The organism is Streptosporangium sp. NPDC003464, from assembly GCF_053588315.1.
The window spans coordinates 1-20,241 of record NZ_JBSFPS010000050.1 but is presented as its reverse complement, the minus strand read 5'-3'; the positions used below and the strand labels follow the sequence as shown (position 1 = coordinate 20,241).

Below are 20,241 nucleotides of genomic sequence, written 5' to 3'. Positions count from 1 at the left end.
GAGGTGTCATGAGCACGGTAGGGATTGTGGTGGTTGCCATCGCGTTACTGGCTGGTCTGCTGGGCCTCATGCTGCGGGCTGGGTGGTCGGCCAGTGACGAGAAGGCATACAGCGGCGCTTATCTGGGGCAGCGACCGATGGGGATGATCTCGCCTGAGGCATCGGTGATGTATGCGGTCGGTACCACCATGGTGGACGGCACGGAGGGTATCGGCGGGGTACTCAATTCCACGTGGGAGCAGGCGTCGGACTGGGCGGTGGTGCAGTCCCAGCTTCCGGGGGTGGCTGAGGCGTGGGTGAGTCGGGCCGATGACGATGGGCGGACCGTGCGGACCTGGATCTGGGCCGATGGCGTGCATCTGCGCAGAACAAGTAGCACGGTGAGTGAGCCGCGCCCGATGGATCAACCCTCAGCGGAGGAGTAGCGCGCCGGGAGGACGTGCGAAGCACCTTTCCAGTCGCCGGCGAATACGAGCGAGCTGTTCGGGGGTCACGCCCGCATCGGACCACCACCCGACCGACCTGACCAGCCACAACAGGCTGACCTGACAAAGCACTACCAAGGCGCGTTTCAGATGTGGATCAAGGTCGTGCGGTGATCACGTGCTGGTCACCCGACCCGTCGTGCCGACCTGCCCGCTCACCCCCGTCGCCGGACGAAACCCGCCACCAGCACGGCCAGGACCACGCCGGACGCGACGACGACCGGCCAGACACTCCCGGTGAGCCAGTAAGCACCGATGCTGCAGACCACGACGAGAACGCCCCACACCCAGCCCACAACGGCGGACCGCTCGGCACTCCGGCTGGATGACCGCCTGACCGCAGTGGCGGCGTAGCGCTCCCGCAGCGCGACGCTCGGCCATCCGTCGCCAGCACCTGACAGTATCCAGACCGGATCCGTGTGCTTCCACCGCTGAAAATCCGAGATCAGTCCGTCCACCCGCCCGCCGGCCGCTGTGGAACGACCGACGTCGAGGCGCTCCAGGTCTACCAGGGTCTCCTCGAACAGCAGGCGGATGCCGCCTTCACCGCCATCGGCCAACGCCTCGGTCCGCAGCAGCACGTAGGGGCCGAACCGGGCGTCGATGAGCGCAACGAACTCATCGTAGAGGGGCGAGAACTGCGCGCCGAGCCGACTGCTCAGTCCCTGCCGCCGGGCGTGCAGTCGCGACAGCGCCGTCCGCTGGTCGACCACCAGGTACGGGTAGGTGGCCTCGCCCCACTCGCTCAGCAACTCCGCGTGCTCATCGGTACCGGCGTCCTCGGTGTCGGCGATCCTCGCATCCACGAGGTCTCCGGGGCTGAACATCGCCCACCACAGCAGCGGCGGCCAGTTCTTGGCCTCCAGCTCCATCGCCCCGTCGAAGAAATCGGCCCATTCACCCGCCGACCCGTCCGGCATACGGGGCTGCCGGGCGCTGTCCAGATAGAGGCGCAGACTCATTCGGTCCCCACCTTCACTTGCGGATGCGCCGACCATGGGGCACCGGTGGCCGCTGCAGCACCATCGCCCACCATCACGGCTCCCTCCTCCGTCGCCGACGAAGTCTTCCGCAGTTTGATCGTTCCGTCGCGTGAGGACTCACTTTCGCCGACTGCACCGCTCCGGTGCCGGCTGAAGCACTGGGGCGGGTTTCGAAAGTGCTGGTCACAGCCACTCGTTGATGGCTGCGGCCAGCACGGTCGCCCCGTAGCGGACGGCGAGCTTGTCGTATCTCATGGCGACCGCACGGTGGCGATTGATGCCGCACTCCACCGCGTGGCGCTCTTTGTAGTCGGCCGCGTCGAACTTCGGCGGCCGGCCACCGAGGGAGCCGCGCTTCTTGCGGTTGGCGATCTGGTCACGCTTCTCCGGGCTGGGGCGCCCAGTCCCCGAGAGCCGACCACGACGAGTTCCACGCCGGCCGGCAACTCGACGAGCCGCTGCGTGGCAGAGCCTCCGTAAAGATCGGTCGCCACGTTGACGATCGTGCCGCGCGCGCGGGCGCAGTCGGCGCCGGCCTCGGCGAACGCGAACTCGATCGCGGCGGCACCGCCTGGCGAGCCGTCGACGCCGTCGACGATCATGAGGTTTTCTTCCCCGGTCGAACCGCGACTGATGGACGTGAGCGGATGGCCGGCGGCTCGTCAGGCCTGCCGTGCGAGCCCGGTGGTCACGAGTTGACCACCGCCACCGGGCTGTGGGCGTGGTGCAGCACGCCGCGGCTGACGGAGCCCAGCAGCACCGAGCCGACCGCACCTACCCCCCGCGAGCCCACGACGACCAGGTCGGCCCTGGCCGAGGCATCGGTCAGGGCCTCGACCGGATGCGCGCCCTGAACGTCCTCCACCACTTCCACCTCGGGAAACTTCTCCCGCCAGGTGCCCAGCTTGTCGCGCACCATACGCTGGTGGAAACGGCGGACCTCTTCTATGTCGGCGGGGATCTCCGGTATGAGGCCGTACACCGGCCGCTGCCAGGCGTGGACGGCGCGCAGCGCGCAGCCGCGCAGTTTGGCCTGCTCGAAGGCGTAGGCCAGCGCGGGCTCGCATTCGGCGGAGCCGTCGACACCCACGACGATCTCACCGTACGGCTCGTCGGCGTCCCTCCTGACGACTACGACGGTGCCGGGCACATGACCGGCCACGTGGAGGACCATTGAGCCCAGCAGGGCGCCGACGAAGCCGCCCAGGCCGCGGCTGCCGATCACGAGCTCGGTGGCCGTGCCGGCCTGCTCGCGCAGAACCTTGGCCGGTGATCCCTCGATCAGTTCGGTCCTCACCCGGACGTCCGGCCGGTATTCCGTGACCACGGTGATCGCTTCGACGAGCACCTGCTCGCCGGCGCGCGCCGCGAGCTCGATCCAGTCGGGCGGCGGGAACGCGGCGACGCCATACGGCCAGCGGTCCACAACGTGGACGATCTGCAACGGCAACCCTCTGCGGGCGGCGTCATCAGCCGCCCATTTCACGGCCGCCATGGCGGCGGGCGAGCCGTCCGTCGCAGCGGTGATCGATTCGGTCATGACATGTTCCTCTCGCTTCTGCTGCGCTTCCATCCGACCGCGGCGCCGGCGTTTTCCCCAGGGGCGATCGTCCCGGCATGAACAGGACCTTCGCCCTTTCCCTGCCGGAGAGTCCGGTCACGTGGCTGAGGGTTCTCCGGCGCCGCGGCCGATCAGGCGCGCCACCGCACCGCCTTTCCCGCCGATCGCATTCGGGCGCCTGCTCCGCTCGGGAGACTACGCCGGCTCCGGAGCCGCCCCCTTCGGACGGACGACGGCGACGGGACAGTGGGCGTGGTGAAGGACGCCGTGGCTGACCGAGCCGAAGACGGCGGAGGCGAGCAGGCCGTGACCCCGGGAGCCGACGACGACCATGTCGGCCTCGGTGGAGGCGTCGCAGAGGACTCCGGCCGGATGACCACAGACGATCGACTCGGTCACCGTGACACGGGGGAACCGCTCCCGCCACGGAGCCAGCACCTGCCGGAGGAACGCGCCTCTCTCAGCGATGATCCTCTCCCCCGCGGATCCGCTCTCGACGGCCGGCGTGGACAGGCCAGGGGGCTGCCAGGCGTGGACGGCGTGCACGACGGCATCTCGGATCTCGGCCTCGGCGAAGGCGTGAGCGAGCGCGGCCTCCGCACCCTCCGATCCGTCGACCCCGACCACGATCCGGCCGTGGCGTGTCGCGGAGTCACCGCGGACGACGACGACAGGACAGCCGGCGTGGCCCGCGACGCCCATGCCGACCGAGCCCAGCAGCAGCCCGGCGAACCCGCCCTGGCCTCGGCTGCCGATCACGATCTGATCGGCCGCTTCGGACTCCTCCAGGAGCCTTCGGACGAGGTCTCCGTCAACGAGTGCGGTGGTGACCTGCAGGCCAGGCGCGCTCACCCGCGCCGCCTCGGCCGCATCCGCGAGCATCGCACGGCAGTGTTTCGCCTCTGGATCCCGGTAGTTCTTCATCGTGTGGATGGGGACGTCGCCGGCCCACTGCTCGCGAACGTGAACGATCCTCAGGGGCCTGGCGTGCAGTACGGCCTCACGCGCGGCCCATTGCACCGCCTCCGACGCGGCAGGAGAGCCATCGGTGCCGGCGATTACGGATCTGTTCATGACGGGGCTCCTCAGACGTCGGTGTGTCAGGCGGTCCAGGCGCCCTGGATGTCGTTGCGGACGGACGCGGGTTCAGCGGTCATGACCGATCCCGGCCGCTCCCCCTATGATCACCGATCGGGCCGGAACCACGTCCACCGTGATTGCCGCCATTGGCGATCTCAGGTTCGACAGGTCTGCTCGGCGAGGACGTCCAGCCTGTCCGCACCGGCTTCGGCGCCTGCCGTCGGAAAGCAGGAAGGAGCCGCTCATCGTGGGCCGCTCCGGGCCTGAATCGCCTTGTGCAGCGTATCGGTCGCCACGACCACGGGCTCAGCCTGCAGCACACTGCCGACGACGTCACCGGCGATGGTCTCGTGTTCCACCAGGATCACCGCGAGCCGGTCGAGAGCGCCGCGGTGAGCGCGCAGCAGGTCGATCGCCCGCTTCTCTGCCCCGCTGAGAAGCCGGGCCACCTCTTCGTCGATGATCTTCTGGGTCCGCTCGGAGTACGGCTTGCGCTGGAAGTTCTCGGAGTCCTCGCCCAGATACTGGGGAGTGGCCGAGGAGTAGCCGACCGGGCCGAGCGCGGGCGACAGTCCGAAGTCACGCACCATGCGGGTGGCGATCTGCGTGGCGGCCGCCAGGTCGTTGGCGGCGCCGGTGGAGCCTTCGCCGAAGACGACCAGTTCCGCGGCCCGGCCGCCGAGCCGTACGGCGAGCAGGTCGGCCAGATAGCTCTCGCTGTAGAGGTGCCGCTCGGCCTCGGGCAGTTGCTCGGTGACGCCGAGCGTCAGACCGGCGGGAAGGATGGTCACCTTCGCGACCGGGTCGGCATGCTCGCACAACGTGGCGAGCAGCGCATGCCCGGACTCATGCACGGCCACCGCGTGGCGCTCTTGCGGAAGCAGAGCATTGGAGGTCTCCCGGCGGCCGAGCAGTACCCGGTCGCGTGCCGCGTCGAGGTCATGGGCGTCGATGGTCGTACGGCCCGCCCTGACGGCGTTGATGGCGGCCTCGTTGACGAGGTTGGCCAGGTCCGCGCCGGAGAATCCCGGGGTACCACGGGCGATCACCCCGAGATCGACGTCCGGGGCCAGATGCTTTCCAGCCGCGTGAACGGCCAGGATCGCCGCCCGCTCGACCTGGTTGGGCAGCGGCACAGTCACCTGCCGGTCGAAGCGGCCGGGGCGCAGCAGAGCCGGATCAAGGGTCTCGGGCCGGTTCGTCGCGGCTAGGACGACGATTCCGCTGCTCTGATCGAAGCCGTCCATCTCGGCCAGCAGTTGGTTGAGCGTCTGTTCGCGTTCGTCGTTGCCGCCGGTGACCGCCCCGCCTCGCCGGCCGCCGATGGCGTCGATCTCGTCGATGAAGACGATGGAGGGCGCGCGTCTGCGTGCTTCGTCGAAGAGGTCACGGACCCGCGAGGCGCCCACACCGACGAACATCTCCACGAACGCCGAACCGGTGACCGACAGGAACGGCACGGCTGCTTCACCGGCCACGGCGCGGGCGATGAGCGTCTTTCCCGTCCCCGGAGGGCCCACCATGATCACGCCTCGGGGTGGCTTCGCGCCCGCCGCCGCGTACCGCTCGGGGGCCCGCAGGAAATCCACGACCTCACTGATCTCCTGCTTGACACCGTCATAACCGGCGACGTCGCCGAACCGGGTGGTCGGCCGCTCCGCCTCGATGATTTTCGCTCGTGACCGGCCGAACCCCCCGAGACCACCGGCCAGGGATTGCTGCGCCTTCCGTCCGCTCCACATGAACAGGCCGACCAGCAGCGCCAACGGCAGGAAGCTGATCAGGATCGACCCCAGGGAGCCGTCGGACCGGGTCGCGGTGATCTGAACATGATTGGACTGAAGCTGGGCATCCAGCCGGCCGACATTGAGGGCTGTGGGAATCTGGGTCGTGAACCTCGCACCATCCTTCAGGTCGCCGGACACCGCACCCTGATCATCAATCGTCACCGCCTTGACCTGCCCGGCGCTCACCTTCGTCACGAAGTCGCTGTAGGAGTACGGCGTGGCCGCCGACCCGGTGAACATGACGGGTATCAGCAGCCACAACAGGAAAATCGTCATCGCCGCCGGTAGCAGCCAACTCCGCCAGTTGGGAGGCGGCGGTGTCGTCGGCGGAGGTGGGGGCTCATTCGGTGGTCCTGGCTTCGCTTTACCCGTCATGTGCCGGCCGCGCAGTCGAATTCGCGTGATCATCAGCCGGTCTCCCCATCGGTTTCCCTGCTCACCGCCAGCTTTCAACCACACGACAGAGGCGCAGCAGGGCCGAAAGACCCGAAGGCCAGGCCGGAAGGCCCCTCTCACGGACCGGCACCCCGCCCGGTCATCGATACGGTCTGTCACGGTCCGCCCGATTCACCAGCCACAGCCGGGGGAGAAATCAGGCATGGGGGTGCCTGTCCCCCTCACCTGAGCCGGCATTGGAAATGGGCGCCATCTGTCCATTCCGGTCTCGATCGCCTGGACGGCGGACCCGGACATGGAGGCATCGTCGATGAGACCATGGGCGCAGATCAAGGAGACGCACATCGGCGTCGTGCTCCTCCTCGGGGATCACGCTTTCAAACTCAAGAAACCGGTGAACCTCGGATTCGTGGACTTCACCACCCGGCAGGCCCGGGAGATGAGCTGCCATGAGGAGGTGGAGCTGAACCGGCGGCTGGCTCCGGATGTCTACGAGGGAGTCGCCGACGTGCTCGGCCCGGACGGTCAGATCTGTGAGCATCTCGTCGTGATGCGGCGCATGCCTGAAGAGCGCCGCCTCGCTACCATGATCGATTCGGGGAGACCGGTCGAGGAACACCTGCGACAGATCGCCCGGATGGTCGCGAGCATGCACGGACGCTCTCGCCACAGTCCCCAGATCGACCAGCAGGGAAGCGGGCAGGCGCTACGTTCACGGTGGAGCGCGAGCTTTGATCAGGTCCGGGCACTTCCCGAGCCGGTCCTCGGCCCCGAGATCGTCGGGGAGATCGAACGGCTCACGCTGCGCTTCCTCGACGGCCGTGATGCCCTGTTCACCGTCCGTACCGATGAGGGCCGCATCGTGGACGGCCACGGTGACCTGCTCGCAGAGGACATCTTCTGCCTGGACGATGGTCCACGGATTTTGGACTGCCTGGAATTCGACGAACGGCTGCGCTTTGTCGACGGCCTTGACGACGCGGCCTTCCTGGCCATGGACCTGGAACGGCTGGGAGCACCACGGCTGGCCGAGGTGTTCCTGCACCACTACACCGAGTTCACCGGCGACCTCGCCCCGCCCTCGCTGTGGCATCACTATGTCGCCTACCGAGCTTTCGTCCGCGCCAAGGTCGCCTGCTTCCGGCGGGGGCAGGGAGACTCCGGTGCGGCCGGGGAGGCTCGCCGGTTCGCCGAGCTCACACTGCGCCACCTGCGGGCAGGCACGATAACCCTGATCCTCGTCGGCGGAGCCCCGGGAACCGGCAAATCAACCCTGGCCGCCGCCCTCGCCGACCGTCTCGGTTACACATTGCTGAACAGCGACCGCGTCCGTAAGGAACTGGCCGGCATCTCGCCTGACCAGTCCGCCTCCGCTCCCTTCGGCGAAGGCATCTACACCCATGAGCACACCGAACGCACCTACGACGAGTTGCTCTCGCGAGCCGGGAAGCTGCTTGAGCATGGTGAGCCGGTCATCCTCGACGCTTCATGGGGTGACGCCGGGCACCGGGCAGCGGCCGAGCGCCTCGCCCGGCGCACCTCCAGCGACCTGGTGGCCTTGCATTGCACCGCTCTACCGCAGATCGCCGCCGAGCGCCTCGCCCGCCGTACCGGCGCTGTCTCAGACGCCGATCAGATGATCGGCGCGGCCGTGGCGGCGAAGATGGCCCCTTGGCCCGACGCAGTCGAGATCGACACCAGCACACTCCCGGAACAGGCATTGCAGCGGGCGTTGACGGTGATCAACGCTTCTCCCCCCGTTTCCTGGCGGTTCCGACGCCCTCAGATGGAACCTGGCTGATCATCTGCATTGTTCGGGTATAACAGCAGGTTGCCTTCCGACACCGTCCCGACTGCGCGTCCGTCGGTGTCGATCACGGCGACGGCGCTCACCTTGAACCGGCGCATGGTCGCCACCAATTCGGTGAACGTCGCTTGCCGGTGAACCGCGACGGCCACCACACCCATGACGTCTTTCACGTGCGTCACCAGGAGCTGTTCCCTGGCTTTCTCCTCGATGAGGATGTTCTGATCAGCCTTCGGCGGCATGGAAGGCGGAAAGGGAACCCTCGGCCTGCAGTGGCTTTTCCTTCAGGACAGGGACGACCGCGACGGCGCAGGACGCATGCTGAAGGATCGAGGCGGTCACCGAGCCGAGCCTGCCGTGCCCACGTGCGCCGCCGACCACCATCAGAGCGGCATCCTTCGACAGATCCAGCAAGGCGTCCTTGGGTGATGCGGCGACAAAGTAGGTGCGCACCGACACCGCGGGACGGGCGGCCTGCCACGGCTGCAACCGTTCGAGCATATCGTCCTCGGCCGCCGTCGTAATGGCTTGTGTGTCGGGCACCAGCGGCATCGGCGCGCTCCACGCCATCGGCTGCAGGTGCCCGACATGCACCGCCACCAAGGGCAGCCTCCGGATGTCGGCCTCAGCGAAGGCGAACTCGATCGCCGCGTCGGGCGTGTGCGCGGTCATCCCCATGACCACCGCCCCGCGGTGCCGCGGAACGGGAATCGGGCCGGGCCCACGCACGACGACCACCGGGCAGCACGCGTGCGCCGCCACGTAGCCGGCCACCGACCCCACAACGGTCCTGGCCAAAGCGCCCATGCCACGCGAGCCCAGCACGACCAGCTCCGCGCGGGCCGACAGCTCCACCAGCCGCTCGGCGGCGGCTCCCTCGTACAGATCGACGGCGACGTCGGTGATCGTGCTGCACGAGCGGGCGCACTCGCCGCCGTGGTACAGCACATGCTCGGCGGCCTTGCGCAGGTGGCCTCTGGCCTCCTCGTCGGCCTCGCCGTACGGCCACCGCCACGCGTGGGACACCGTCAGCGGCAGCTTCCTCAGCTCGGCCTCGTCCATCGCCCATTCCAAGGCCTGCATGGAGAAGTCGGAGCCGTCATAGCCGACGACGACGTCGCGGGAATCAGTCATCCCTTCCACCCCCTTCCCAGGATCGGCGGCAAAGACCTCAGCGTGGCAGGGCGGAAGGTCCCACCGGCGTGGGACCTTCCGCCTTGGTTTCCGCCATGGCCATAGCCGGGCCGTTCCTGAGACGGCCGGCAGTTGACGAAGTTGCTGGAGCGACTACCGGGATCTGCTGATCGCGGTCCACTGCCGGCTCGGCGCCCCGACCGTGCTCATCGGGGACAACCTCAACGTGCACCGCGATGTCCGGCTGCGCGCCCTCATCGACGCCCGCGATTGGCTCACCGTCTACTGTCTGCCGCCGTATGCGCCCGGCCTCAACCCGGTGGAGAGCGTCTGGCCCATGCTGCGACGCAGCAGCCAGACCAACCTCACCTTCACCGAGCCCGGCCAACTGCTCCGCTCCCTTCGCCGAGGACTCCGCGAGATCCAGTACCGCAGCGACCTCATCACCGGATGCCTGGCTGCTCGGCTACCGTCGCCTCACCATCCGCTATGAACGCCACGGCCCCCTGTTCGCCGCCCTCCTCACCCTCACAGCCGCCCTCACCTGCAGAAAGAAGCTCGCTCAAATCATCATTCAGGACACGATCCAAGGGCTTGTCGGCTCATCGCGGTGACGAGGGTGGAGGAGATGTGGGCGTGGGCGGGGTCTGCAGCGATGAAGAACGTTTCGACTCCGGCCAGTTCGTGGTTCATGTGGGCCATCGGCATTTCGTAGTCCAGGTCGTGAACGTTGCGGACTCCGCGGATGACGACGTCGATTCCGACTCGGCGGCAGTAGTCGACCAGCAGGCCGCCGGTGTGGGAGTCGATCGTGACGTTGCTCAGGCCGGTTGCTGCCGCGCGGAGCTGGTCCAGCCGCTCGGTGATCGGAAAGCGGCCGGTCTTGTTCGAATTGAACATCACGCAGACGACGACCTCGTCGAACAGAAGCGCGGCACGGCGGAGAACGTCCTGGTGCCCTTGAGTGACCGGGTCGAAGGATCCTGGGAAGAGGGCTCGCATGATCGGAAAGACTAACAAGCGGCCGATCCCCGGCGGTGAAGTGCCAGGGCAGCCAGACCACCAAGATCAAGGGCGGCCCGCGCCCGGCGCGTCCCGCCGCGCGCCCGGCGGCCGGCCGACCAGGCATGCGGCCTGGGGCCAGCTCGGCCACCTGCTCGGCGAAGGTGCGGACCGGACAGTCGAGATTGACGCAGGACCACCGCCGCACTTCCAGTTCGATGGTCACGGGCACTTCGCCGCAGGTCATGTCCTGTAGACGGCGACGATAGCGGCTGTGGATCCGCTGGCTGAGCGTGCCGCAGGCGCCGCATCCGGCCTCGGAGGTCTTCACTCGTGCGCTGACCAGCAGGCCGCCTCCGTCCTCCGTCGCTTTCTCTACCTGGACGACCGCCAGGTGGGGGAACAAGAGTGGGAGAAGATCGAAGCGGGAGCTCTCGCCGCCCGCTTGGAAGTGCAGCACAACAGCCCTCGCGGCCGCTCGCGGATGATCGGATTCTTGGTCGAACCCGATCATTACGGTGCGGCCGCATCCATACGCAGTCTGTTACGGGATCGCGATCACCCCGGGAATATTCACGAGCCCCTTGCATGGGCAACTGGCAGACTGATCCGTGTGTCATCTGATCTTGATGAACTTGACTACTTGCGCCGCGTCGAACTGCTCGCCCGCGACCTGGTCGAGCATGCCTTCGGTGAAGACCGGCTCAGTTACTCGCCCGACCTAGACGATGCAAATCCACTCCAACGTGCGATCAATGAACTCGCGCGAACCTTGCGCCACTACCACTTCGATGGCGACGGATGCGTCGACGAACGGCCGTTGTACCGGATCGCGGGTGCCGGGCTGATCGGGCCGGACACAAACTCCTATGCAGAGCTCTGCGGCCGTCTTGGGGTCGAAGCACGCGCCGAGGGCTGGGCCCTGTGGCACACCTGGAACAACCAGCACCAGCCCCACACCCTCGTCACTACCTGCATCGCCACGACCGAGGGGTTGCTGGAGAACTGGTCACGGGGCATCAGCGTCCTTCCCGCCAGGCCTGATCGTTCCCAGCTGGTAGCCGTCGTCCGCGAGTGGACCGGCCCGGTCGTCCTGTCGCCCGGCTACGCCCGCGAGACCGGGCTCGCCGGACAGTAGACCTTGACCGCGATCTAGAAGAAGAGCACGTTCCGTCACCGCTTCACGACTTTTGTCCCAGAGCCCGAAACTTCCTGGTGGGTGGCCAGGTGGTGTCGTGGTGAGTGGCCTGAGCGGAAGGGTGCACATCACCAAAGAGGCGGTTGCCGTTCATACCGTCGTGCGCCCTATGCTCCTGGCATGCAACCCGGTCCTTTACTCGGTTCCGGCCGCACTGCGGACGTGTTCGTGGTCGACGACGCATGGGTGTTGCGCCGCTATCGGGACGGCGGTGACGCCTCCGCCGAGGCGGCCGTGATGTCTCACCTTTCCAGCCAGGGTTATCCGGCGCCGCGTGTCGGACCGATTGCAGGCGGGGACCTGATCATGGAGCGGCTGTCCGGCCCGACCATGGTCGAGGCGCTCCAGCAGGGCATGATCACTCCAGCGGAAGCCGGCGCGATTCTCGCGGGGCTGCTGCGTCGCCTGCACGCTCTCCCGCCGCGGGTCTCGACCGATCCAACGGATCGTGTTCTCCACCTCGATCTGCACCCGGAGAACGTGATGCTCACGCCCGAGGGGCCAGTGGTGATCGACTGGGCCGATACCAGGGAGGGCCCGCCCGCGCTGGATTGGGGGATGTCCGCTCTGATCCTGGCGGAGGTCGCGGTGGGCCCCCGGGCCGATGCGCCTTTGGCCCGCATGATCCTGGTTTCCCTGCTCAGCGACGTCGACCACGCGATCGACCTCGAATGGGCTCTCGCAATACGGGCCGCCAACCCGACGCTGAGTCAGGCCGAGAGACAACTCCTCGACGAGGCCGTGGCGCTGGTGAGCTCCCTGCACCCTGCGATCGGCCACATGGCGGATCGCAGAGGCTGAAGGCCGGTCAAGATCGAGAGATTTACGTAGCCATCGACCAGAATTTCCGATGTTCGCCCACCTAGACCCACATGTCCGCCGACCAGGGTTTCCCGTGGCCGCTTACACAGGAGCAATCTACGGAGGAAGCCCACCTAGGTTGACTCAGGAAACTGCCGCGGCCCTCCTTCGTCGGGCCTTGCCACCGCGGACAGAGCCTTCTGGGCAAAACACGAGCCGTTCCGGCAATAGCGGGCGCGAACTGTATGCCCGCGCCCCAGCTGAGTTGATCTTGTACACCAATCCGCGTTCCGGTACACAAGATCAACTCAGATCGTTCTCCAGAGATAGATCGGCCTCCAGCTCGGTAGCCGCTTGCCGGAGCTCAGCCGCGAGCAGACGCGCCCGCTCCGGCGCCTCGGCCCACCTGTCGAAGACCGCGGAAGTCGTCCAGCACTCGCATCACCGGCTCATATCGAGGCCACACAAGCTCGGCCTGCTTCGATCCCGATCCAGCGGCAGCTTCGAGTGCGGGCAGACAGTCCAGGTCGATCGCGGCTTGCGTCAATGCGGTCCCCGACGTCCGTCCCCGCTCCTCGGCCAGCTTCCACACCGAGCGGCACGGACTCCGGCCCGTCCAGCCCGTCACCGTCCCGCGAACTCCGCGAGAGAACTGTGCCGGCGACTATCTGGTCAGGGCCGGAAGCTGGCTCGGTACTCCGTGGGTGTACGGGCGGTCAGCTGTCGGAACGCGGCGTTGAACGCCGACAGTGAGGTGTAGCCGACCGTGAACGCAATCTCGGTGATCGGAGTATCGCCCGCGGCCAGTTCTTCGATCGCACGCAGGACCCGCATCCGGCGCAGGACTGCCCGCCACGTCATACCGGTCTCATCCTCGAAGCGCCGGGCCAGCGACCGTGGCGCCAGGCCCACCTCCTCAGCCACGTCCTCGAAGCGGAGCTCGCCGCCGAGCCGCTCCTCGGTCAACTGCAGGGCGCGACGTAGTTCCGGTGATCGCCCCGCCGGCACGACGACTGGACTCGGCCGCTCGGCGAGCCGCCAGCACACCGCGCCGAGCGCGGTGAAAAGCGTCTCGGCGTACGCCGTAAGAGGTTCGTCGCTCTCGCCCCAGGTGCCGCACTCGTTGACCAGTGCGCGTGCCAGAGAGCTGAGGTCGAATACGGTCAACGGCGCCGGCGGGGCCGCGGTGAATCGGGGGTCAAACAGCACGGACGCGGTCGTGACCGGCTGCGGGATGCTCACCTTTATCGCCTGGCCCGCCTCGATCAGGGCGGCCCGTGCCGGCGGCAGCAGCCACGCCTGGCCCTGCGCCTCGAGCCGGAGGGCACCGGCCGAGGCGCAGAGCAGGTAGTGACGGTCCACTTCAAGCGTGCGAGCAGGCTCCTGCGGGAACGTGCGGACGAAGCTGTACGCCTTCCGGTTCATCCGCAGCCTCGCATGAACCAACCGTAGGAGCCACCATGACACCAGCCTCGCATGAGCCAATCGTAGGCAGCCGCCATGACACCGGTCAGGCCACGGTCTCCAGCGACTCCGCGCGAAAGCGCCGGCTCACCGGCGCCCCGACCATCATCGGCCGAAGCATCTCACCGGAGCGCGCGAAGGAGTCCGACCTCAGGTAGCCGGCAAACGACTCCTCGTCGTCCCACTCGTGGATCACGGTTACCCGGGTCTCGTCCTCCCGGGAGGCGTACGCCCGAAAGGCAACGTTGCCCGGCATCGCGCGCACCTCGTCGCAGACGCTGTCGAGCTGGGCCAGGGCAGCCACACGGTCGGCAGCGGCGGTGTCGAAGTCGACAATGGCAATGATCACGAGGACCTCCTGGATCGGGGCGGCGACTGCCGCCCGGGGATGTCCCGATCCTCACACCGACCCGGCCTGGCCGGCTTCCGCGAGCCGGACGCGTTCACGCTTCCAACGGACACGCCCACTCGCAGCATCCACGCCCTCGGCGGCCCCTTCCCTTCCAGCGGTCGTCGCAACTCCCCAGCTCGGGGAGTGCGATGGAATTCGAATCCCGGTTCACCTTTCTTCCCCGGTCCTCCCCGGCTCGATCGGAGTCGGAGTCGACGCGCGTGCGTAGCTGATTCACCTCGGCGCGCAGGGCCTCGCGCTGGGCCTTGAGATCGGCGCACTGACCGCGCAGGTCGGTGACGTGGTGCTCCTGGGCGGCTCCGTGCCGGGCCTGGGCTCGGGCCAGCCCAGCGGCGGTAGCCGCGCCCTGCGCGAGGGCGTCCTCCAGCTGCGTGCGCCCCGGGAGAATTCGCCACGGCGATCAACCGGCACGGCGGCCGGGTTCCGCGCCGCCCGACGCCGCGACCGCCGCTGACCCGCCCCCAAGACCAGTCTCAGCGCCGACGACTGTCCCCAGGTTCCTCAACCCCAATCGAGGAGAAGACCGGACTCCCCGCCCTCAAACCACGCTGAGGTTCGTGAGAACCGGTCAGGCGTCCGTGCGTGACAGGCGGTCGGGGAGGTCGGTGAGTCGTTGGATGCGGAGCACCGTCTCGTCTGCCGTCGGCGATGGTCCACCGGTGACGAAGTCGATGCCGCGGTCCAGCCAGATGCCGGTGAGCCCGGCGAGGGCGGTCGCGTTCACGTCGCTTTCCAGCATGTCGCCCAGTAGGCGCGCAGCGCCGCCTTGCCGTGGTCCGCTTCTGATGCTCTCAGACCTCTGCCGGGCAACGGCTCTGGATTGGCCGGTGACAAGGGGGAAGTGTCTCCACCCATTCGTACGACCGCCCCCAGGGTGATCTTTCTGATCAGGTGTGCCGAGGCGTCGCCGGAGCAGGTGTCACGATCAGCGGGCAGGCGGCGTGGTGCAGCAGCGCGTGGCTGACCGAGCCCAGCAGCAGCCCGGCGAGGCTGCCGCGTCCGCGTGATCCCACGACCAACAGGTCGGCGTGCGCTGAGGCGTTCTTCAGTGCCTCCACCGGGTGCATGTGCTCCACCTGCTCGGTGACCTTGACATCCGGATAGCGCTCGCTCCAGCCCGCCAGCGCCTCGGCCAGTAGGCGCCGCTCGCCTTCGGCCGTCTCCTGCGCGGACTCCAGGGCAAAGGGGCCGCAGCCGGCGATGGGCCGGCTCCAGGCGTGAACCGCCCGCAGACCGGCGCCGCGCAGGGACGCCTCGGCGAAAGCGAGTTCGATGGCGGCCGCGCCGGCCGGGGAGCCGTCGACGCCGACGACCACTTCGCTGTGCTCCTGCGTGGGCAGGTTCCGTATGACGGCGACCGGGCAGGAGGTGTGTCCGGCCACGTCCAGCGCGACCGATCCGAGCAGCATGCCGGAGAACCCGCCCAGCCCGTGGCTGCCGACCACCAGGAGGTCGGCGTCCTTCGCGGCCTCGGTCAGGGCGAGCCGGGGGTCGCCCGGCAGCAGCAGCGACTCCACCTCGACGCGGTCGTCCTGTTCACGGGCTCGCTCCACCGCGTCCGTCAGCATGGAAGCGGCCCCGTCGCGCATCCACCGGCCCACGTCGGCGTATGGGGCGTCCTCGGCCATCTCCAGCGGCCAAGCCGGCATGACGTGCACGATGCGCATCCCGGCGTCGCGGAGCCGAGCCTCCTGTACCGCCCAGCTCACGGCCTCAAGCGCGGCCTGTGAGCCGTCGACTCCTACCAGGATCATGATGTTCTCCCTTCCTCGCTCTCATCACATCGTTGGACGGCATGGCGGCGACACCGGCAAAGGTCCTTTCTCCATGGGACCTCCGGTCACCGTTGGAGCCCCCTCTGCCGATCACCGCCGGAACAACCGGCGCCCTGCTGTCGCCGTCGTGAAGCGGAGGGTGCCGAGCGGCTGAACCCGCCGCGGGGTTCTGCTGTCAGCCGGCGTCGACTTTCTCTCTGCCGAGTGGCCGTGCGAGGTCGCAGAGCAGCGGGGTGAGCGCCGCTGCCGCCAGGGCCATCGCCCACCCGGCCGCAGGCACTGGCACCAGGGCCAGCGGGGCGGCGAGTGGTGGCACGAGGGTGACGAACGCCTGGAGCAGCGCGGTGGCGGTGACCGCGACCAGGACCGTGCGGCCGCGCCACCAGCCTCGTTCGAAGGTCCACCTGCGGGCCCGCACGACGTAGGCGAGGGTCAGCCGGGCGAAGACCAGCGTGAGCACCGCCTGGGTGCGGACCTGCTCCGCGCTCCAGCCCATCCTCCGGGTGGCCTCGACCGCGGCGATCACGAGCAGACCGACGATCAGCGATCGCACCGCCACGCGGCCGAGCACAGCACCGGACAGCAGACCGCCCCGCCGTGGACGGAGTGCCAGAGGGTCCCCGGCGGGCCTGTCGACACCGAGGGCGATGGCGGGGATGCCGTCCAGCACCAGGTTGATCCAGAGCAGGTGCACGGGGAGCAAGGGGATGATCAGGTCTGGCCAGATGAGCAGGCCGACGAGCACCAGAATGATCTCCGCCAGGTTCCCGGTCAGCAGATAGCCGATCATCGAGGCGACGTTGTGGTGCAGGCGCCGTCCCTCGCGCACCCCGGTGACGATGGTGCCGAGCTCACCGTTGGTGACGACGACCGCGGCCGCCTCCCGAGCGACGTCGGTCCCCTCGTCGCCCGCCATCGCCACGCCCACGTCCGCGTGACGCAGCGCGGGTGCGTCGTTGACGCCGTCGCCGGTCATAGTGACGATCTCACCGTGCTCGCGCAGCGCGTGGACCAGATCGAGCTTGGTGGCCGGGTCCACGCGGGCCAGCACGGCCGCCCCGCGCAGCCGCGCGTTCCTGTCGTCCCCGTCGAGGGAGACTCCGGTGACCACGGGGTCAGGTTGGATGCCGACCTCCTCTGCCACGGCTCGGGCGGTGTCGCCGTGGTCTCCGGTCACCATCACGACCCGGATGCCTGCCGCGCGGCAGTCGGCGACCGCCTGACGGGCCGAGGGCCTGATCTCGTCGCGCAACCCCACCAGACCGAGCGGGCGCAACCCGTCGGTGTCCAGATCCGCGGTGTCCGCCTCGGCCAGTGCGAGCACGCGCAATCCCCGCCGGGCGAGGCCTGCCACGGCGTCCGTCAGGTGCTGTGTCTGCCCGCCGGCCGTGCAGCGGGCCAGCACGACTTCCGGCGCTCCTTTCACGGTCAGCAGCGGCCCGGTGGTCACCACGGCCATGGACCGGGTCTCGGCGTCGAAGGGCCGGGTGGCCAGCCGCGCCTCGCCGTCGGCGAGCCGGGCCCCGCTACGCTCGGCCGCTGCGCACAGCGCCACGTCGACCGCGTCGCCGAGCCCGTCACGGGCGTCGTTGCAGCGCAGCGCGGCCCGCCACAAGTCCGCGCCGGGAACGGGCACCCGGTCGACGACCGTAAGTCGCCCGGTAGTCAGCGTGCCGGTCTTGTCGGAGGCGATGACGGTGGTGGCGCCGAGAGCCTCGATCGCCGGAAGCCGGCGGACGATGACGCCCAGCCGCGCCATCCGCTGCGAACCGAGAGCCAGGGCGGTGGTGACCGCGGCGGCGAGGCTCTCGGGGACGGCGGCGATGGCCAGCGCGACCCCGGCCAGCACGATGTCGAGCAGCGCGGCCTCGCCCCGGCCGACCCGGGTCAGCCCTATCAACACCATGACCACACCCGCTGCCACGGCGAGCAGGCCGATCCGCCGGGACGCCTGCGCCAGATCCATCTCCAACGGTCCCTTCGACCCTCCTTCGAGGGCGCCGGCGATACGTCCCATCTCGGTTGCGCCGCCGGTCCGCTCCACGACGGCCGTCCCCCCGCCGCGGACGACGAGGGTGCCGGAGAACAGTTCCCCATCACGGTCGCCGAGCAGGGTGCCCAGGCCGGTGGCGCCGCCGGCCCGCTTGTCGGCCGACTGTGACTCCCCCGTCAGCATGGCCTCGTCGACGCCCAGAGCACTCGCCTTGACCACGCGAGCGTCAGCGGGCACCCGGTCGCCGGCCGCGACCTCGATCACGTCGCCGGGCACGACCTCTGCGGCGGGGAGGCGCCGGGTGATGCCGCCGCGCCGTACCTTGGCCATGGGCGCGGTGAGGTTGCGCAGCGCACGGACCGCCTGGTCGGCCTTGACCTCCTGACTGACCCCGATGACCACATTCACCAGCAGGATGGTCAGGATCGCCACGCCTTCGGGGACCTCGGCCAGGACCACCAGCGTCACCAGTCCGGCGATCAGCAGCAGGATCGACAGCGGATCGGCGAGTTGCCTGGCCGAGCGGGCGAGCAAGGTGGGAGGTCGTGACCGTGGCAGCTCGTTGGGCCCGTATCCGTCCAGCAGTCGGACGGCTTCAACCTCGCTGAGGCCCGGCAGGGTGTCCGTGTCGGCCTGCATACGTTCAGCAGATCATCGGACCGGCGGCCGGAGCGGGAGGCGAAGGCCATCGAGGTGAGGGACCTTCGGCCTTTGTCAACCGTGGCTGATCAGGGCTGCCTTGCGGAACGCGTCTGCCGCCGACGACGGCGGGAACCACCAGGGCGATGGGGCCGTTCCGCAGGCGGAGGAAGTGCCGTCGGCGTGCGGGTGGGACTGACCTGCGGTTGGCTCACCAACGCCACTGGCCGTTCGGTTGCTGCTCAAGCCCCAGGACAGAGCCGTGTGGCCATTGTGGCGAGCAGTCCGACCGGATTTCCCGCACAGGCCGCGGACATCACCCGAGTCAAGCACCTGAACAAGTCAGGTCGCCCGGCCGCGATGGACAGGACGTTTGGCCCTGTTCTCTCCGCTTCCCCTCGCCATAGCGTTCTCAATGACTCGCCATAGCGTTCTTGATGAAAGGACATCCTCAGAGGCCGGCCGTGAAGGCTCGGCGTCGTATCCGAAGCAGACCCACCGTATGAGAGAAGTTCAAGAACGCTGCTGCAGCAAGGAGCGCCGACCGCCGCCGCGCACCTGGTCTCCGCCGACGATTTCCGCCTTTTCTTGGGAGAAGCCCATGACTGAACGCCTCAATGCTCCTGGTGACCTCGGCCGCCGGATCGCCAGGCGACGTGAAAGCCTCGGCCTCGACCGGGAGCAGCTGGCGAACCGTGCCGGAATCGCCCCCGCCTACCTCGCCTACGTGGAGCAGCGGGCGGCCGCACCCGCCATCGAGACCATAAATCGCCTGGCCTACGCTCTGGATACCAGCACCGCGGAGCTGCTCGGAGGAACCATCGACCTCCCACCCGGGCGAGGCGCCGCCGCCCGTCATCCTGAGCTGGAAAAACTGGACACGGAGGAGTGCCTACGGCTCATCTCCCCCGGCGGGGTCGGCCGGCTGGCCTTCAACGACCTCGGCGGCCCGATGATTTTGCCGGTCAACTACGTCCTCCACGAAGGCTCCGTGATCTTCCGCACCGCCTTCGGCGGCCCGTTCGACGCGAACCTGAGCACCGGCGTGAACGGCGTCGAGTTCAAAATCGCCTTCGAGGTCGATCGGATCGACGATGCCAACAGCGAAGGCTGGAGCGTGCTCATCCGGGGTGGCGTCCACCACGTCTCCACCGCCGAGGAACAGGCGGCCGTGATGACCTTGAATGTCCGGCCCTGGGCCGGCGGCGACCGCGAACTCTATGTCAAGATCACTCCTGCCGAGATCACCGGCCGCCGCATCTGGCACGGCCCGTGAAGGCCCTGGACGCTCTTACCGCCGTCGCCTGTGAGCAGGGCATCGACATTTACCTGGTGGCGTGAGTCTTACCGACACCCCCTTCAGGTCAGTTGGGTCGGCGTTCTTGCAGCACGTCGGTGACCGGCCGCCGGACGCCCCCGCCCGTGCCGGAGGTGTAGCCCAGACGCATGATCATCTGGGGGTGTTCGCCGGACAGCAGTTCCTGCCGCAGGAACTCCCGCAGGTGGGGCATCTCCAGCGCCTGGGTGTGGAAGGCCGCGCCGACGTCGTAGGCGGAGGCGTGCAGCAGGACACGCTGCAGCGCCTGACCTGCCATGATCCAGTCCTCGCGGGAGTCCCCCGGCGTGGTCAGCACCGCCACCGTCCCGGTGGAGGCGGAGAAGAACTGGTCACTGTCGTCGCCCCAGGGGTGGCCGTGGGCGTAGTCGCGCTGGGCGAAGTGCGG

Annotated in this window: 18 protein-coding genes and 1 pseudogene; 6 read left to right on the top strand and 13 right to left on the bottom strand. The window is 68.5% G+C overall.

The features are described 5' to 3' along the window. The first annotated feature begins 8 nt into the window (after window positions 1-8). Complete coding sequence (locus ACWDS7_RS14030) at window positions 9-425, top strand: hypothetical protein (RefSeq protein ID WP_451929591.1); 417 nt, start codon at window positions 9-11, stop codon at window positions 423-425. A gap of 215 nt (window positions 426-640) precedes the next feature. Here the strand turns inward: ACWDS7_RS14030 and ACWDS7_RS14025 are convergent, their stop codons facing one another. The 4 genes from ACWDS7_RS14025 to ftsH all read right to left on the bottom strand — a co-directional run bounded on the left by ACWDS7_RS14025 (window position 641) and on the right by ftsH (window position 6,412). Then, complete coding sequence (locus tag ACWDS7_RS14025; RefSeq protein ID WP_451929590.1) at window positions 641-1,447, bottom strand: hypothetical protein; 807 nt, start codon at window positions 1,445-1,447, stop codon at window positions 641-643. A gap of 709 nt (window positions 1,448-2,156) precedes the next feature. After that, window positions 2,157-3,008 (bottom strand): universal stress protein, encoded by an 852-nt coding sequence (locus ACWDS7_RS14020; protein WP_451929589.1) that lies wholly within the window; start codon window positions 3,006-3,008, stop codon window positions 2,157-2,159. Between the two features lie 216 nt (window positions 3,009-3,224). Further along, window positions 3,225-4,103 carry a universal stress protein gene (locus tag ACWDS7_RS14015; RefSeq protein WP_451929588.1) on the bottom strand — a complete coding sequence of 293 codons (879 nt, stop codon included), beginning with the start codon at window positions 4,101-4,103 and terminating at the stop codon, window positions 3,225-3,227. Window positions 4,104-4,351: 248 nt separating this feature from the next. Beyond that, a complete protein-coding gene (gene ftsH / locus ACWDS7_RS14010) occupies window positions 4,352-6,412 on the bottom strand; it encodes an ATP-dependent zinc metalloprotease FtsH (RefSeq protein WP_451929587.1) in 2,061 nt (686 codons plus the stop codon). Window positions 6,413-6,602: 190 nt separating this feature from the next. Between ftsH and ACWDS7_RS14005 the strand changes: the two genes are divergently transcribed. After that, window positions 6,603-8,093, top strand: a complete 1,491-nt coding sequence (locus tag ACWDS7_RS14005) for a bifunctional aminoglycoside phosphotransferase/ATP-binding protein (RefSeq protein WP_451929586.1) — start codon at window positions 6,603-6,605, stop codon at window positions 8,091-8,093. On the opposite strand, the gene ACWDS7_RS14000 is transcribed toward ACWDS7_RS14005, so the two are convergent. Beyond that, entirely contained in the window at window positions 8,075-8,341 is a 267-nt protein-coding gene (locus ACWDS7_RS14000; RefSeq protein WP_451929585.1) for a CBS domain-containing protein, read from the bottom strand. The genes ACWDS7_RS14005 and ACWDS7_RS14000 overlap by 19 nt on opposite strands. Further along, the gene (locus ACWDS7_RS13995) at window positions 8,325-9,233 is read right to left on the bottom strand and encodes a universal stress protein (protein ID WP_451929584.1); all 909 of its coding nucleotides are present in this window, start codon (window positions 9,231-9,233) and stop codon (window positions 8,325-8,327) included. Before ACWDS7_RS13995 ends, ACWDS7_RS14000 begins: the two co-directional genes overlap by 17 nt. A gap of 163 nt (window positions 9,234-9,396) precedes the next feature. On the opposite strand from ACWDS7_RS13995, the gene ACWDS7_RS13990 reads away from it, so the two are divergent. Then, window positions 9,397-9,726: a transposase gene (locus ACWDS7_RS13990; RefSeq protein ID WP_451929610.1), complete on the top strand. Its 330-nt coding sequence runs from the start codon at window positions 9,397-9,399 to the stop codon at window positions 9,724-9,726. Window positions 9,727-9,803: 77 nt separating this feature from the next. On the opposite strand, the gene coaD is transcribed toward ACWDS7_RS13990, so the two are convergent. Beyond that, a complete protein-coding gene (coaD, locus tag ACWDS7_RS13985; protein ID WP_451929583.1) occupies window positions 9,804-10,235 on the bottom strand; it encodes a pantetheine-phosphate adenylyltransferase in 432 nt (143 codons plus the stop codon). A 274-nt stretch (window positions 10,236-10,509) separates the two neighbouring features. On the opposite strand from coaD, the gene ACWDS7_RS13980 reads away from it, so the two are divergent. Beyond that, window positions 10,510-11,373, top strand: coding sequence for a hypothetical protein (locus ACWDS7_RS13980; RefSeq protein WP_451929582.1), 864 nt, complete (start codon window positions 10,510-10,512; stop codon window positions 11,371-11,373). A gap of 180 nt (window positions 11,374-11,553) precedes the next feature. Beyond that, the gene (locus tag ACWDS7_RS13975; RefSeq protein WP_451929581.1) at window positions 11,554-12,234 is read left to right on the top strand and encodes a phosphotransferase; all 681 of its coding nucleotides are present in this window, start codon (window positions 11,554-11,556) and stop codon (window positions 12,232-12,234) included. Window positions 12,235-12,906: 672 nt separating this feature from the next. On the opposite strand, the gene ACWDS7_RS13970 is transcribed toward ACWDS7_RS13975, so the two are convergent. The 5 genes from ACWDS7_RS13970 to ACWDS7_RS13950 all read right to left on the bottom strand — a co-directional run bounded on the left by ACWDS7_RS13970 (window position 12,907) and on the right by ACWDS7_RS13950 (window position 18,517). After that, window positions 12,907-13,659: an AraC family transcriptional regulator gene (locus ACWDS7_RS13970; RefSeq protein WP_451929580.1), complete on the bottom strand. Its 753-nt coding sequence runs from the start codon at window positions 13,657-13,659 to the stop codon at window positions 12,907-12,909. A gap of 85 nt (window positions 13,660-13,744) precedes the next feature. Then, window positions 13,745-14,047 (bottom strand): putative quinol monooxygenase, encoded by a 303-nt coding sequence (locus ACWDS7_RS13965; protein WP_451929579.1) that lies wholly within the window; start codon window positions 14,045-14,047, stop codon window positions 13,745-13,747. A gap of 631 nt (window positions 14,048-14,678) precedes the next feature. Beyond that, the gene (locus ACWDS7_RS13960; RefSeq protein ID WP_451929578.1) at window positions 14,679-14,849 is read right to left on the bottom strand and encodes a hypothetical protein; all 171 of its coding nucleotides are present in this window, start codon (window positions 14,847-14,849) and stop codon (window positions 14,679-14,681) included. A gap of 148 nt (window positions 14,850-14,997) precedes the next feature. Further along, the gene (locus ACWDS7_RS13955; RefSeq protein ID WP_451929577.1) at window positions 14,998-15,864 is read right to left on the bottom strand and encodes a universal stress protein; all 867 of its coding nucleotides are present in this window, start codon (window positions 15,862-15,864) and stop codon (window positions 14,998-15,000) included. A 196-nt stretch (window positions 15,865-16,060) separates the two neighbouring features. After that, window positions 16,061-18,517: a cation-translocating P-type ATPase gene (locus ACWDS7_RS13950; protein WP_451929576.1), complete on the bottom strand. Its 2,457-nt coding sequence runs from the start codon at window positions 18,515-18,517 to the stop codon at window positions 16,061-16,063. A 502-nt stretch (window positions 18,518-19,019) separates the two neighbouring features. On the opposite strand from ACWDS7_RS13950, the gene ACWDS7_RS13945 reads away from it, so the two are divergent. Continuing rightward, window positions 19,020-19,793, top strand: a complete 774-nt coding sequence (locus ACWDS7_RS13945) for a pyridoxamine 5'-phosphate oxidase family protein (protein ID WP_451929575.1) — start codon at window positions 19,020-19,022, stop codon at window positions 19,791-19,793. A gap of 88 nt (window positions 19,794-19,881) precedes the next feature. Here the strand turns inward: ACWDS7_RS13945 and ACWDS7_RS13940 are convergent. Further along, a pseudogene (locus ACWDS7_RS13940) lies at window positions 19,882-20,241 on the bottom strand (Acg family FMN-binding oxidoreductase); the annotation flags it as partial.